Annotated in this window: 11 protein-coding genes; 9 read left to right on the forward strand and 2 right to left on the reverse strand. The window is 54.2% G+C overall.

All coding sequences use genetic code 11. From position 1 onward, the window contains the following. Window positions 1–51: 51 nt before the first annotated feature. The 3 genes from purD to J4864_RS10725 all read left to right on the forward strand — a co-directional run bounded on the left by purD (window position 52) and on the right by J4864_RS10725 (window position 2,796). The gene (purD, locus tag J4864_RS10715) at window positions 52–1,320 is read left to right on the forward strand and encodes a phosphoribosylamine--glycine ligase (RefSeq protein WP_211814867.1); all 1,269 of its coding nucleotides are present in this window, start codon (window positions 52–54) and stop codon (window positions 1,318–1,320) included. Window positions 1,321–1,426: 106 nt separating this feature from the next. Further along, a complete protein-coding gene (locus J4864_RS10720) occupies window positions 1,427–2,371 on the forward strand; it encodes a hypothetical protein (protein ID WP_211814868.1) in 945 nt (314 codons plus the stop codon). Next, window positions 2,344–2,796: a YqaA family protein gene (locus J4864_RS10725; protein ID WP_211814869.1), complete on the forward strand. Its 453-nt coding sequence runs from the start codon at window positions 2,344–2,346 to the stop codon at window positions 2,794–2,796. The genes J4864_RS10720 and J4864_RS10725 overlap by 28 nt, the downstream gene beginning before the upstream one ends. A gap of 930 nt (window positions 2,797–3,726) precedes the next feature. Here the strand turns inward: J4864_RS10725 and J4864_RS10735 are convergent. Further along, window positions 3,727–3,879 (reverse strand): hypothetical protein, encoded by a 153-nt coding sequence (locus J4864_RS10735; RefSeq protein WP_156792421.1) that lies wholly within the window; start codon window positions 3,877–3,879, stop codon window positions 3,727–3,729. A gap of 41 nt (window positions 3,880–3,920) precedes the next feature. Between J4864_RS10735 and J4864_RS10740 the strand changes: the two genes are divergently transcribed. From J4864_RS10740 to J4864_RS10765, 6 genes are all read left to right on the forward strand, one after another. Further along, complete coding sequence (locus J4864_RS10740; RefSeq protein WP_211814870.1) at window positions 3,921–7,406, forward strand: SusC/RagA family TonB-linked outer membrane protein; 3,486 nt, start codon at window positions 3,921–3,923, stop codon at window positions 7,404–7,406. Window positions 7,407–7,412: 6 nt separating this feature from the next. Beyond that, window positions 7,413–8,960, forward strand: a complete 1,548-nt coding sequence (locus J4864_RS10745; RefSeq protein WP_211814871.1) for a RagB/SusD family nutrient uptake outer membrane protein — start codon at window positions 7,413–7,415, stop codon at window positions 8,958–8,960. A gap of 42 nt (window positions 8,961–9,002) precedes the next feature. Then, window positions 9,003–9,635 carry a hypothetical protein gene (locus J4864_RS10750; protein ID WP_007367454.1) on the forward strand — a complete coding sequence of 211 codons (633 nt, stop codon included), beginning with the start codon at window positions 9,003–9,005 and terminating at the stop codon, window positions 9,633–9,635. Window positions 9,636–9,638: 3 nt separating this feature from the next. Then, window positions 9,639–10,112 (forward strand): hypothetical protein, encoded by a 474-nt coding sequence (locus tag J4864_RS10755; protein WP_007367455.1) that lies wholly within the window; start codon window positions 9,639–9,641, stop codon window positions 10,110–10,112. Between the two features lie 199 nt (window positions 10,113–10,311). After that, window positions 10,312–11,646, forward strand: coding sequence for a thioredoxin family protein (locus J4864_RS10760; RefSeq protein ID WP_211814872.1), 1,335 nt, complete (start codon window positions 10,312–10,314; stop codon window positions 11,644–11,646). A gap of 9 nt (window positions 11,647–11,655) precedes the next feature. Then, complete coding sequence (locus J4864_RS10765) at window positions 11,656–14,505, forward strand: M16 family metallopeptidase (protein ID WP_394371033.1); 2,850 nt, start codon at window positions 11,656–11,658, stop codon at window positions 14,503–14,505. A gap of 324 nt (window positions 14,506–14,829) precedes the next feature. On the opposite strand, the gene J4864_RS10770 is transcribed toward J4864_RS10765, so the two are convergent. Continuing rightward, the gene (locus J4864_RS10770) at window positions 14,830–15,381 is read right to left on the reverse strand and encodes a hypothetical protein (protein ID WP_211814874.1); all 552 of its coding nucleotides are present in this window, start codon (window positions 15,379–15,381) and stop codon (window positions 14,830–14,832) included. Window positions 15,382–15,387: the final 6 nt, after the last annotated feature.

Below are 15,387 nucleotides of genomic sequence, written 5' to 3' on the forward strand. Positions count from 1 at the left end.
CGCTTCCTCCTCGCAGCAAGCCGGATGGAATGAATCAGATAGTCATTATTTATGAACATTTTACTTTTAGGTAGCGGCGGCCGCGAGCACGCCCTGGCATGGAAGATCGCACAGAGTGCGAAGTGTAGTAAGCTCTTCATCGCACCCGGCAATGCCGGTACGGGGGCTGTCGGTGAGAATGTGGCGATCAGTGCAGACGATTTCGGCAGGCTCAAGGACTTCGCCGTGGAAAGAAAGGTGGACATGGTCGTCGTGGGGCCTGAGGATCCTTTGGTGAAGGGCATCTATGATGCCTTCAAGGACGATGTGCGTACAGCCCGTATCCCGGTCATCGGTCCGTCCAAGGCGGGAGCCGTGCTGGAAGGATCCAAGGACTTCGCCAAGGCATTCATGAAACGTCACCGCATCCCTACCGCCGCCTATCAGACTTTCGACGGGACGACCCTTGAGGAGGGGATGAAATTCCTCGAGACGCTCCATGCTCCTTATGTGTTGAAAGCCGACGGACTGGCTGCCGGAAAGGGCGTGCTTATAGTCCCGACGCTCGAAGAGGCCCGGAAAGAACTGCGCGAGATGCTCGGCGGGATGTTCGGGAATGCCTCGGCGAAGGTCGTCATCGAGGAGTTTCTCTCGGGCATAGAATGTTCCGTCTTCGTCCTCACGGATGGTACGCATTATCAGATATTGCCTGAAGCGAAGGACTACAAGCGTATCGGGGAACATGATACGGGGCTGAATACAGGAGGGATGGGGAGTGTGTCTCCTGTTCCTTTCGCCACTGCCGAGTGGATGAAGAAGGTGGAAGAACGCATTATCCGCCCTACCGTGGAGGGACTGAAGTCCGAGCATATCGACTATAAGGGATTCATCTTCTTCGGTCTGATCAATGTCGATGGCGACCCGATGGTCATCGAATACAATTGCAGGATGGGCGACCCGGAGACGGAAAGCGTCATGTTGAGGCTGGAAAGCGACCTTGTCGACCTGTTTGAAGGGGTCGCTGAAGGCGATCTCGACAAGCGGACGGTTGTGTTCGATCCGCGGTCCGCGGTCTGCGTCATGCTTGTGAGCGGCGGCTATCCTGAAGCATACGTAAAGGGTTATCCCGTTTCCGGACTAGACAGAATAAAGGATTCGGTCGTTTTCCACAGCGGGACGGCACTGAAAGACGGGAAGGTCGTCACCGCCGGAGGGCGTGTCATTGCGGTCTCCTCTTATGGGGAGAACAAGGAAGAGGCACTCAGAAAGAGTTTCGCCGGAGCGCAGGAGATCGACTTTAAGAACAAATATTTCAGAAGAGACATCGGACAGGATCTGTAGCCCCCCTTGCCTGGCATGCGGCTTTATCCTGCCTGACACCGAACCTCTCCGCCTGTCGATTTCTTCCTCCCGGAGGATATGACGGACACCTTTCATCAACCCGACAATGCAAAAGAAACGTATTCAGAACAAAATAGCTGAAAGCCGCTGGACGCAAGTATATGTCGTCTCAGCGGCTGCTCTTGTATGGATTATCGCAGGTCTGCATCATCCGGCGGTGATCGTACCGGGAATCTGCCTCTTGCTGTCTACCTATCTTATGATGGAACTGAACAACGGCAATGCGCTCATCCGCATCTACAGTCGGATGGTCTCCTGTTCGTTTCTCGTGTTCGCCACAATGGCGGGGTTCATGTTTCCGTCTGTCCGGGCAGCAATCGTCATGCTCGGGACGGTAGGTTATTACACCCTGTCTTTCCGCTGTTACCAGGATGCCCATGCACCTGGATGGACTTTCTATGCTTACTTTTGCATCGGCATGGCAAGCATCGCATGGGTACAGATTCTTTTCTTCCTGCCCATATTCTGGATAATCATGCGCACGAATCTTCTTGCATTGAGCATCCGCAACTTCTGTGCCTCTATCCTCGGGCTCCTGCTTCCTTACTGGTTTCTTTCAGGTTATCTGGCGGCCAAGGGAGATCTTTCAGTGCTTGTAAATCATTTTGCACAGCTTGCGGTGTTTCATGAGCCGTTCCGTCTCACCAGCCTGAGCGTAAGTGAGTTGGTCGTGATTTCGTTTGTACTGTTATGTGCGCTGATCGGTATTGTCCATTTCCTGAATCAGAAACGGAACGACAACATACGTACCCGTCTGTTCTATCAGATTTTCATTACGGTCGACCTTTCCGCTGCCGTATTCCTGTTGCTTCAGCCCCGGCATTATGAAGCATTGCTGAGCATGTTGATGGTAACGACAGCACCGCTGATCGCACATTTCTTCGCACTGACGCGTACGCGGCTGACCAACTGGATGTTTGTCTTCCTTTCTTGTTCCGCCGTCATCATCATGTTGATCAATCTATGGACTTTCTCACACACTTCCTTCTAGATTACGGTTACTGGGGGATGCTGCTGTCGGCATTTCTTGCCGGGAGCTTCTTCCCTTTCAGCAGTGAAGCAGTCATGCTCGGCCTCCTTGCCGCAGGACTTGACCCTGTCTTACTGCTTGTCTACGGCAGTATCGGCAACGTGATGGGGGGAATGTTCAACTACGGGCTGGGCAGACTGGGCAAGCTGGAGTGTCTTGAACGCTATTTCCATGTGAAGAAGGCCTCTATCGACAGAGCCTACCGGTTCATGGGCGGGCATGGCGCATGGATGGGTTTCTTTGCTTTTCTTCCGATACTGGGCAGTGCGATCACCATCGTGCTGGGGCTTACACGTGCCAACCTCCCGCTGTCTGTTCTCAGTATCACAATAGGAAAGGTGATGCGTTATGCCGTTCTCATCTGGGGGGCAGACTTCTTTCTTTAGGCAGGTTCTGAAAGGTACTTCTGGTGGTTTTCGGTCTTTTCAGCCGTGCGAGCCTGTCTTTCTTGGGAGAGCATGGATCCTCCTCCGACACAAAGATCTTTTCATTTTAATACGTTGGAAATACAGATAAGATTTTGAAAAACCATTACACAATTTCAGACAAATCTTCTGCAAATATAAAAGAAACGTGCAAAAAGCAGGTTCGTAAACATCCGTAAATCAACAGGTTATCAAGTCGTTCGTAAAAGGTGCCTGATTGGACTTCAAAAGGGCGTTGGTAACACGCCAAGAGAGCACCTGTTGCAAGTCAATCAGGCCTCTTTCAGAAGCCAGAAGGGCATGTGCCAGCTTGGGTTGCATGAAAACAGTTTACAGACACCGATGATGTGGGAACAGGTTGGTTGTGGTAGACGGAAAGACATGCTGATGGACAGGCATCGTATCAATTCGCCTTTTCTGCTTTTTATCCTGTAGTTTATCGTCCTTTGCAAGGCATCTAATTCTGGATAGCCATACCCCGCAAGTGCATAAGCCTTTATTCTTATTCCAATCTATGCATCTAACGGGAAGAACCGGAATTTCTGCCTTAAAGGAAAACTGCGCATGGAAGGCTGTGCCGTTTGTTTTTTTTCCGTAAGCTGTATGCCGGCATCTGTCCCGATGTCCCCGGATTGTTTTTCTTTATTCGGAAAGTCTTTCAAGTAGTGTTTTGCATGCAGTGCGCTCAACGCCTGCCGGCGTGGGAAGTAACGCCCGCCGCAATACAGCCAGGCTGCGTTCTCCGCATGCTCTGTCCTGTACCGGTCTGTGCACCGTTTCCCGTCTTCGTTCCTGTCAGGGAGCCCCGGTAGGCTTTCAACCCGGCCCATAATCTGTCTGCAATCTGTTTGGAACAGTGACAGTTCTTTTTTTCAGTCAATTGCCATGAGATTAAAAAAAATTATGTACATTTGCAGCTTGTTCGATATTAATACCTTTTTTATGTAAAAATGCTGTAAATGGGCCACGAGAATCTACATTCATTTGTTCAGGCGAAGCATACTTTAAATGAGGAAGGAATGGAGGACATTGGCTTTTAGTCATTCACTTTAATCAAAGCGCATATTAATTATACAAACTGATCAATGAAGCATCACCAACATGTTTTCAACACGGTAAGGAGGTTACCTTCTTTCGTGTTTCTGGCAGCGTTTGCCCTGCTGTTGTCGTGGGCTTCTCCTGCTTCCGCACAGGTTGCAGGGAAGAAGTTCTCGATCTCGTTCAAGGACAAGGGCGTTGCACAGATCTTAGATTTTATTGCCACAAAGGGAGATTACAAGATTCATTACTCCGATGATGTGAAGAACGACTCGCTGCTCCTGACCATCTCCTTCGAGGATGTGGACGAGCTGGGGGCTGTGGAAAGCCTGCTGTCGCATACGCCCTTCATACACAATGTGGAAGGGAATGTGATTGACGTGTTCAAGATGAAGAACGCTGCACAGGGAAAGTACACGCTTCACGGAACGGTGAAGGACAAAGACGGACTGGGCGTCCCTTTTGCCATCGTGCAGATAAAGGGGACATTGAAGGGTGTTACGGCCGATATAGACGGAAACTTCTCCATGTCTGTCGAGCAGGAGGAGGGGACCGTCAGCATTTCCAGCGTGGGGTATGAGGCGAAGACGCTGAAGTACCATGCCGGCAAGCCCCTGAACGTCGTCCTGCCTTCGTCAGCCTATGCGATGGGCGAGGTGACGGTGGTGGCGTACGGCAAACGCAACACCCGTGAACAGGTGGGAGCCGTCGCTTCCGTGAAGGTGGAAGACCTCCAGAAAGCCCCGACGGCAAGCATCGAGAACCTGCTGCAGGGACGTATGGCAGGTGTAGACGTGACCAACCTCTCGGGGTCGCCCGGCGGCGGCGGTTCACGCATCACCATCCGCGGCTTCAGCTCGTTGAACCAGCAGGGTGTCAACGACGGAACGCCCCTCTACGTCATCGACGGTGTCCCTGTTTCGGGCAGTGCCACGGAGGCGACCGGCGGCATCAACCCCTTGGCGGGACTGGATCCGTCGAGCATCGAGTCGGTGCAGGTGCTCAAAGATGCGGCATCGGCTTCTCTCTACGGCTCAAGAGCCGGCAACGGTGTCATCCTCATCACCACGAAGAAAGGCAAGTCCGGCCGGACGGAGGTCAGCTTCAACGTGTCGCAGTCGCTCTCCTGGCTGCCGAGCACACCGATGCAGACAATGGGAAAGGGAGAACGTGACATCGCCCTGCTTCTGGCAAAGAGCCAGCGGGGAGCGCACTATGACTATCTTACCGACAAGCTTGTCTATCCTCATTCCTATAAGGACTCTTACGGCTGGGATGCCGACAACGACGGTGCCTACGACTATCTGTGGCGCAACGGAAAGGTGCTGGACCCTGACCGTCGTCTTCCCGGTATTGCACAGGACTCGCTCAACACCTTCTACAACAACCGTACGAACTGGTGGAAGTATGCCTTCCGGGTCGGCAAGGTGACGAAAGCCGATATGCAGCTGGCAGGCGGAACGGACAATATGCGGTATATGGTCAATGCCGGTATCTATGACGAGACAGGCATCATGATCAGTTCCAACTTCCGCCGTTACAGTCTGTTGAGCAACCTCGACTTCAATCTGTCGACGAAGCTGAGCGCCTTCACACGCATCAACCTCACCTATGCCACACAGAATGCCGGCTCGGACGGAGGACGTGTGCAGGGACTGACCTTCGACCCCAAACGCACGTCAACGCTGCTCCCGGGCAAGGGGAGTGTCGCTGAGCAGGCGGCTTTGAGGGAGCTGAAGGATATTGACAAGACCAACTCCAACTATAATGTCCGGTTGAGCGTCGGCCTGAACTATAACATCCTGAAAGGGCTCAAGTTCTCGTCCACCTATTCGCTCGACCATTACTTCACGCGGGTCTATACGTTCACGCCCGATTATCTGAAATATGACATGAAGTCGGAGGTTCAGGCATCCAATATCGCCATGACGAACATCCAGACGGAGAACATCCTCACTTACAACCTCGCCCTTCCGCACGAGCACAAACTCGAGCTGATGGCAGGTATGACCTACAACTACGACCTGCTGCAGAACCTGAACGGTACGGCAAAGGGCGGTCCTACCAATTCCATCAAGTATGCCGGGGAGGGATGGCCCTCGCTGCTGAACGACGGCGGTACGGCGAGAGCCGCGCAGACTTTCCGCACCGACAAGCAGGAACAGGCTCTTGTCAGCTTTCTTGGCCGGGCGGCTTACAGCTATAAGAAGCGTTACATGGCCGAGCTGTCCATCCGTTCGGACGGTTCGAGTGTGTTCGGACGGGATGTGCGCTGGGGTACTTTCCCCTCGGTAGGTCTCGGCTGGGCTTTCAGTGAAGAACGGTTCATGAAGAAGCTGTGGTGGCTGAGCTTCGGCAAGCTGCGTGCCTCATGGGGCAAGTCGGGGCAGAAGTTCCAGGAGCCTTACCTCGCCTTGGGTGTGATGGAGGAAAGCAATGTCTTCAACGGAAAGCTGGGACTGATACCGCAGTCTATGGCGAACAAGAAACTGACGTGGGAGGAGAGCGACCAGTACGACCTCGGTCTCGACCTGCAGCTGCTGGATTACCGGCTGAAACTCAAGCTGGACTATTACTATAAGTATTCCAGCAAGCTGCTGATGCAGTCCTATCTCCCGGGCAATGTCTTCCTTGCAAACAACATGTGGGACAATGCTTCCGCCATCTCCAACGAGGGTATCGAGTTTGAAGCACAGTATGATGTTATCCGCAAGAAGAACTGGAACTGGAGCGTAGGCATGAACCTCTCGCACAACAAGAACATGCTGCGCAAGACCTACAACGGTGAAGACCTCAACGACAAGGTGCTCGGCCGCCCGGTCTACGGCATCTATACGTTCAAGGACGAAGGAATCGTCCAGAAGGAGGAAGACATCCCGATGTACCGCAACGCATCGGGCAAGCTGATACCGCTGTATTTCCAGTCTATCAACAACCCGCTGCGTGTCGGCGGCAGGAAGATCAAGGATCAGAACTATGACGGTGTGATCGACGACAAGGATCTTTACTATGCCGGCAGCACCCTCCCCGCTGTCTACGGCGGTCTGAACAGTCACCTTGCATGGAAGGGGCTGAGCCTCGATGTGCTCTTCAGTTATACGATCGGCCGCAAGGTGATGAACATGTACAAGAACAGCGCCTTCACCTTTACAAAGGACTTCGGGGTCATCATGAACTACTTCCATGCCAGCGACTTCTGGACACCGGAGAACAGAGATGCGAAGTATCCGTCGCTTGAGTTTGCCGACAAGGATTACATAGGACAGTTCGACGGCAATGTCGACTCCAACATCGAGAACATCAGTTTTCTGCGTCTGAAGCAGTTGGTCATTGGCTATCAGCTGCCGAAGAACTGGCTGAAAGGCTCGTTCATCAAGGATGTCAGCCTCTACCTCAGCGGCGAGAACCTGTTCCTGATTACCAACTATTCGGGTGTGGATCCGGAGGTCATCAATCCTTATACCGGCAAGGACGACGGTACGCAGTACCCCTTGAACCGGAAAGTCACATTAGGTCTCAACTTAAAATTCTGACAGCAAATGAAGAAGATTATCTTACTCTCGATATGCGGTTGCCTCCTCTCCTCCTGTAGTCTTGACCTGCAGCCGGAGAACGGGCTTACTTACAGCAATTCGTTCAACAATGAAAAAGAACTGGATGCGACGACCACGTCCATCCAGTACTTCATCAATACGGTTGTCGGCGACAACTACGTTCTTGCGACAGCCGGCATGAAGGCCGACGAGGTGCTGAATGCCAGTCAGCTGCGCGAATGGAACCCGCGGACGGTCATCTCAAGCGAGTATTCATGGAAGAACCTGTACAACATTATCTTTGAGAGCAATCTGCTGCTCGACAACATCGACAAGCCGAAGGATCTGACACCTGACCGCCGGGATTTCCATGTGGGTCAGGCGGAGTTCGCTCTCGGACTGTCTTATTTCCTGCTGGCACAGCGTTATGGCGAAGCCATCATCACAGAGAACTCTTCCGAGATCAAGCCTTATCCGTTGTCTTCCAAGACGGAAGTGCTCAATGCGGCCGTCGACCATGCGAAGAAGGCACTCGACCTCCTGCCTACATGGGACAAGCTGAAGGACCTGAACGGCGTGGCGATAACCAACCGGCAGACGGCCTCGAAAGGTACCGCTGCAGCCCTGCTGGCACAGATCTATGCCTGGAAAGGCAGTGTGACGGAGCTTTACAGGCTGCAGGGGAACGCACAGGAAGACTATCGGAATGCGGTTAAGTACGCTACGGAACTGATTGATGGAAAGGCTGGCAGTTACCAGCTGTGTGCTTCTCCGGAGGAACTGTGCAAGTATCTGTCCAATGAGAAGAGCCCCAACCCCGAGGCGATCTTCAGCCTGCTGTTCGACAAGACACGTTCGGAATACGTCGTCTCGCCCAACGAGGTGGCGCAGAACTTCGTGAGCTGGCCTGTACGGGAAGACCATACGCTGGCCGACCTGCCTTCAAACACCACCTACCAGCTCTACAAGTCGACCGTCGACCAGCTCTTCCCCGATGCTGCGGACCGGCGTCCCAAGGCTTTCTTCTACGAGTGGGGGACGCCGCACGAGGTCGACGGACAGGATTATGCCGTCATGTACAAGTTCCGGAAGGCCATCATGGATCCTGACCAGTATTCGCCGAGCGGGAAGAGTTACCGCACGGTAGATGCCGACTATGTGTACTGGAGACTGGCCGATATTTACCTTCTGCGGGCAGAATGTTATCAGAAGCTGGGCGATGCGGCCCATGCCATAACCGACCTGAATATGATCCGGTCGCGGGCGGGCGCACAGCCCTATCCTTCGGTCTATGATACGGAAGGCCTGAAGAAAGCCATCTTCCTCGAGAGGGAGAGGGAGTTCATCGGCGAGAACGATGCACGGTATGCCGACATCATCCGCAATGGTTACGTGAAGGAAGAACTGCAAGGTAAGTTCAAGCTGCTGACCAACCAGAACATTCAGGGCGGCGCACTCTTCCTGCCGCTGCCCAAGGATGCATGGCAGGACAAGGACGGACACGTGATCAACAACAGGCTGCGGCAGAAACCTTACTGGCAGGCTTACAACTGATCCGGCATCCCAAGCTGCATAACAAATATAATTGTCTGAAAAATGAAAAAGATTATCTATATCGCAATGGTGTGCCTGACGGCGGGACTGTTCGCCAGCTGCACCCAATACAATTTCGACGATACCGGACTTGCCAACGGCAAGCACGAGACCACCATGTGGGATTACTTCAAAGGCGACAAGTACAACTGGGAACTCCTGTGCGAAATGACGGAGCGTGCCGGCCTGGTTCCGCTCTTCCAGGGGACAAGCCGGTATGGAAAGGACTTCACGTTCTTCGGCCCTACCAGCCACAGCATCCGCCGTTATCTGTTAGACAACGGCATGGAGACGGTCGCTGACATGCCTGTGGCCGACTGCCGGACGTTTATCCTGAACTGTGTCCTCCCCGGCAGGCGCGTGATGCTTGACGACTTCAAGGAGGGCGTCAAGTCGTCAGACCCTTCCACACCGATCGGAAAGGGAGGCGAGCAGGTGCAGATGGCTTCGGGAAAGCGGCTGTGGATCTACACCTTCCGCGAGGCTTACAACAATGTGCCGGGCAAGGGGCCTCTGCGGATTCATCTTGTCTCGCCTGCGACGACGCAGACCACGGATGTCGCTTCCTGTAACATCGAAACGCTTACAGGGGTCGTCCACTCACTTGATTACAACTTCAAACTAACGGACTTTTAGAACATGAAAAAGATGAAGAAAAGGATCGCCCTGCTCTGCCTGACGGCGCTCACGATAGGTTTCATGGCATCCTGCCGCAGGATGGATGTCGGCTACCTGCGGACGACAGGAGCTTCATTTACCCCCGATTCGATCAACGTTTTCCACAACATCGACCCGACGAGCGACCGTGCCGTCGGCAATCTCCCGTTCGTTTCGACACGTATCCAGGGCGTTGCCGGCACCAATCCCGTCAATTTCGAGCTGGCCGGTGTCAAAGCCGGCAGCCCGGAGCAGGAGCAGCTCTTCCTGAAGCTCTGCCGGGAGGGCGAAATCTCGGTGACGGGCGGTCTGGTCGTTGTCTCGCTGAAAGCGGTGAAACAGCTGCCGAATGGCAGATACCAGCTGTCGTTCAGGGTGTATAACGAAGATCATGAGGCCGTTCTGGAGAATGTCTTCAAGGTTGTCGTGACCGACGACGAACTGCCTTTGGACTGACGCTGAAGACAGTCGGAGGACAGGCCGGCGGCTGGGACTGCTGTTCTCGACCGGTTGGGAACAGTGCTCCCAGCGGCTGGGAACATCGTTCCCGACGGCCGGGAATGTGAATCCCGGCGGCAGGCCGGTCTGCTCCAGCCGACAGGATCCGGAACGATCAGAAACAAAAAGATTATAAACCATTTTAATCAGATTGATTATGAAAAGAAGTAGATATGTCCTGTTGCTTGCAGCCTTTCTCCTGCTGGCAGTACAGGGACGTGCACAACAGGGTGCGACATCCGATGCTGCAAACGGAATCGCTTTCTTTAAGGGTACATTCGGAGAGGCACTTGCAAAGGCGAAGCAGGAGAACAAACCGCTCTTTGTAGACTTCTACGCCGTGTGGTGCGTGCCGTGCAAGAAGATGGCCAAGACCGTCTTTACGCAGGAGGAAGTCGGGAAGTATTTCAATGAACATTTCATCAGCCTGCAGTTGGATGCCGAGAAAGGCGAGAATGTCGAGATTGCCAGAAATTATAAGGTGGCAGCTTATCCGACGGTAGCCTTCATTGCACCTGACGGCAAGGCCCTGTCGGTAAATACGGGTGCTATGGACAAGGACGAACTCATGGAAGCGGCGAAGATCGTCGCAGGCGAGCGGGTCAGCTTTGAAGAACTGTACAACAAGTACAAGGCCGACAACAGCGACCTTGACGTACAGCAGCAGCTCCTCCTGAAGGCTCCTTCTTTCCTGCAGGCGCAGGAGGGAATGGAGGCCGACAAATGGGTGACCCGTCTGCAGAAGCTCTATAAGAACTACATTGCGGCCAAAGCACCGTTGAAGCTCATCAACGAGAACGACTACAAGATCATTCTGACGCTTGAGGGCGACGAGGACAAGGAGCACAAGCAGTATGTGATAGACCTCATCAACGACCATCTCGACGACTGGACAAAGGCTGTCGGAAAGGCACCTTCCTATTACATCGTCGAAGCCAACGATCTCCTTGCGGAAGACCTGGCAAAGGACGGGAATGCAAAGTATAAAGAGTATGTGGAGAAGGTGAAGAGCCAGTATGCAAAGGCATACGGGGTCGTCGGGCTGAAGGGCATCACTCCCTACGAGAAATCCAGACTCTATTTCGACGCCCTCTACAATCTGTACAAGAACAAGGACGTGGACGGCTATGTGAAGGCGATGCAGATCTATTTCGGCAAGATGGAGGGGAACCTTCGGTCGGCGGATTATGGCAAGGCGGCGCAGAATCTCTATATGGCGGCCGGCAAGAGTCTGAAGAGCAAGGATCATGAGGTGGCCATCCAGTGGGCTGAAAAGGCTCTGGCACAGGAAGACGCTGTCATGGACCGTGTGAACTACATGGTGATGATCGGCGATTCCTACCGTGAACTGAAAAACTATGCCAAGGCACGTGAGTTCTACAACCAGGCTTTTGCCGAGACGCTCCGGCTGGAGAATATGGAGATGCCGCAGGCGATGCTGCAGGGAGCCATCAAGCAGAAGCTCTCCACACTCGAACTCCTTGAAAAGTAAATGACGATGATGTTCAAGAATCTCATTCAACGCCTCACGGGCATGGCGCAGGCACTGCTCGTGGGCTTCCTGCTTTTGTCCTCCGGTACGGCCTGTGCGCAGATGCGGGGTCTGCGGACGGGGAAGCTGCCGAACGGGCTCACCTATTATATATACAACGACGGCTCGGCCTCGGGTGAAGCGCAGTATTACCTCTATCAGAATGTGGGCGCCATCCTGGAGACGGACGGGGAACTGGGGCTGGCACACGTGCTGGAGCACCTGGCGTTCAATACCACCGACCACTTCCCCGGTGGTGTGATGAACTTCCTCCGCAGCCACGACCTCAACGACTTTGAGGCGTTCACCGGTGTCGACGATACCCGGTATGCCGTACACAATGTGCCGGCGGGGGATGCGAAGCTCAATGAAGATGTGCTCTGGGTGCTCCGTGACTGGTGTCATGGCATCAGGATGCTGCCGAAGGACATAGAGAAGGAACGGGGCATCATCCTCGAAGAATGGCGTCATCGGGCGGGGGTGGACCGCCGGCTGACAGATGCCATTGCGCCTGTCGTCTATAATCATTCAGGATATGCGACGCATAATGTCATCGGCTCGCGGAAGCTGTTGGAATCGTTCCAGCAAAAGCAGGTAAGGCAGTTCTATGACAAGTGGTACCGTCCGGACAAGCAGTTTGTCGCCGTCATCGGCGATGTCGATCCCGACCGGGTGGAGCAGCGCGTCCAGGCTGTCTTCAAGACGCTTCCTGCAAGGCAGACACCTCCGGTGAGTCCGCAGGCAAGGCAGATTCCCGACAACGCCACGCCGTTGTATATGCGTTTTGTCGATCCGGAGAACAAGAGCGCATCATTCGGACTTTACCAGCGTTATGCGGTGACAGGCGATGCTCCCGAGGACGACCGTGTGCGGCAGTTCCTCTTCACGCAGTTTTTCAATCTGCTTGCTCCCAGGCGTTTTGCCCTGTTGAAGAATGCCGGCAAGGAACGGTATATTGCCGCCGAAGTGAGTCTTTCGTCTCTGGTAAGAGGCTATTCTCAGATGGCGTGGGACATGGTGCCGTACCGGGGCAGTGAGCAGGAAGCGTTGCACCAGCTGCTGGCGGTACGTGAGTCGCTGCGTGACAAAGGATTTACGGCGGCCGAGTTCAATGAGGAGAAAGAACGGATGTACGACGGAATGAAAGGCGTGTTGGGCGAGAAGGGACTGGGCACACCCGACAATGCCCTGATGCTCTTCCGCCAGAACTTCCTCTACGGTATTCCCGTACAGGACTTCCGCACACAGATCAGCCGCAACATAGAGACACTGGTCGAACTGGAGGCGGAGGACATGAACGCATGGATGAAATCCCTGCTCAACGACGACAACCTTGCTTTCGTCACCTATTCCAAGACACCGGACGGGATGAATATCACGGAGGCCGACTTCAGGGAGGCTTTGAATGCAAAGGGATCGTATGGCGGTCTGATACATATCGACAGCGTGAAGCCGGTCAGGCAGCTTGTCGATTTCAATCTGACACCGGGGAGGATCGTTGCGGAGAAGCCGTTGAACCGCCTGCAGGCAAAGGAATGGACGCTCTCTAACGGGGCAAGGGTGCTGTACAAGCACGTGCCGGAGCTGCAGGGCAGGTTCTTCTTCGTCGGTTCTGCGGAAGGCGGGAAGTCGATCGTTCCGGCAAAGGAACTTGCTGATTACACGGCCATGCGCTCGCTTCTGATGCAGTCGGGAGTGTACAACTATGACCGCAACCAGCTGGCGCAGTGGCTGCAGGGGAAGAACATCGATCTCTCGCTCTCCTTGGAGGATTACAGCGACGGGGTAGGGGGCAACGCTCCTGCCGGCAACGCCGACGACTTCTTCGGTTATCTGTATCTGGTCCTGTCGCGCCAGAACTTCTCGAAACCGGTCTTTGACAAGTATGTCCAGCGCAGCCTTTATGTCTACGAGAACCGTGCGAAGAGCGGTATGGAGGCCGTCCAGGATTCTATCCGGCAACTGCTTTATCCGGTCAGTGCGATGAACCCGCGTCAGGATGAGGCTTTCTTCAAGTCCGTCCGGTATGACAGGCTGCAGGAGCAGTTCCAGAAGCATCTGGGCGATGCTTCCCGTTTCACATACTGCCTGATCGGCGACCTGCCGGAGGCGAAGGCAAAGGACTTGGTACTGCGTTACATCGGTTCGCTCAAGGGAGGGGGCAAGCCTGTGAAGACGGAGGCGAAGCCCATGGACTTCTCATCCGCCGCACCTGTCATCAGGCATACGTTCGTTGCCGAGACCGAAGGAGACATGGCGGAGATTGAGATTTCGTTTGTCAATAAGCTGAAGCTGTCCGACCGCGAGCAGGCCGCCATGGAGGTGATGCGTGCCCTGCTGGAACGCCGCTGTTTTGACGTTCTGCGTGAGAAAGAGCACCTGACTTATACCGTAGGTGTCCGCGCTGACTACACTCCCCGTCCTGAAGCGAACGAGCATCTCAGCATCCACCTCTCTACGGCAAGGGAGCATGTGGACAGGGTGCTCACGCTGATTCATCAGCTTCTTGACGACATCAAGGCGCAGCGTTTTACTGCTGACGACTTCAAGGCAGCCATGGTGCCTCTTGCCATCCGGGAGGAGGAACCGGAGTCTCCCCAAGGTGAAAACAGACTGTCGGAGTGGATGGGACTGCTCAATGTCTATGCCGAGACCGGAAAGGAGCTTTCGCCGGATGACGAAGCCGTCGCCACACCTGTATTCAGTACGCTTACGCCGCAGGAAATTGCCGGCGTAGCCATGAAGGTCACGACCGGTGCCAGACAACGTGAAATCATTGTCAGGCCGGCCGTACAAGAAGGAAAACGTACGTTCGAATAGGCAGACTGGCATCCGGATGATGCAATGAAGAGAGGCTGTATCAAGCATGTGGAATGTCTTGATACAGCCTCTTTGCCGTTTCGTATGGATAAGTGCGGTGAAGGGGAGGACGGAAGATGTGGAGAAGGACAGAACACCAGCACGATGCGGTCCTTGCCGTTGCGGGGCGGGATTGCGAGGTTTTTATCGGTCATGATGTTCCCCGGACACGGTGTGGAATTGGAATGTCGGACGGTGATGCCTGTTGTCGGCATCGTCATTCCAGCCTCATTCTGCCGCCTGTCGGCTTGCACCCGGCTGCTCTGTTGGAAGGAGAGCAGTCCGTCAGGAGTGTTTTTCAGGTCTCTCCTTGTGCTTCTGAGGAGAATCAGGTCTGACCAGTTCTCTGTTCAGATGGGTGACGACAATCTGCCGTGCATCTCTGTCGAAAGCGACTTTGTAGAGACCGCCGGTCTTGTCTCTTCGTTCGTACGTGTATGAGTTCCTGCCGATGTTCCAACAGGTATCGTGCTGTGCGGCAAGGCCGACGGCTTCGTAAAAATGCTTGCCGGGAATCGTGTCAAGCAGCAGGACGGCTGTGTAGTTCCCGCTTGCAACGGTTTCTTCATCGGCCGCCAGACTGACCGAATCCGGGACGAAAGGGGTCGCTTTCGACAGTTTGTATTTAGGAAACCGGACAGCGGTGATACGCTGCAGACTGATGTCGGGCTTTCCGCTCTCCGTCTGGGGTTCAAATTCGGAGGCAGCCACGGTGTCGCCGTTGTCGGTTCCCTCGATGGCTCTGCTGTGATGGCAGGAGGCTATCATGGCAGTTACGAGGATGATGCAGAGGATGATGGTCGTTATGATTTTTGACAGATTTCTTTTCTTCTCCATAATCGT

It is taken from the genome of Prevotella multiformis (assembly GCF_018127985.1).
Taxonomy (GTDB): domain Bacteria; phylum Bacteroidota; class Bacteroidia; order Bacteroidales; family Bacteroidaceae; genus Prevotella; species Prevotella multiformis.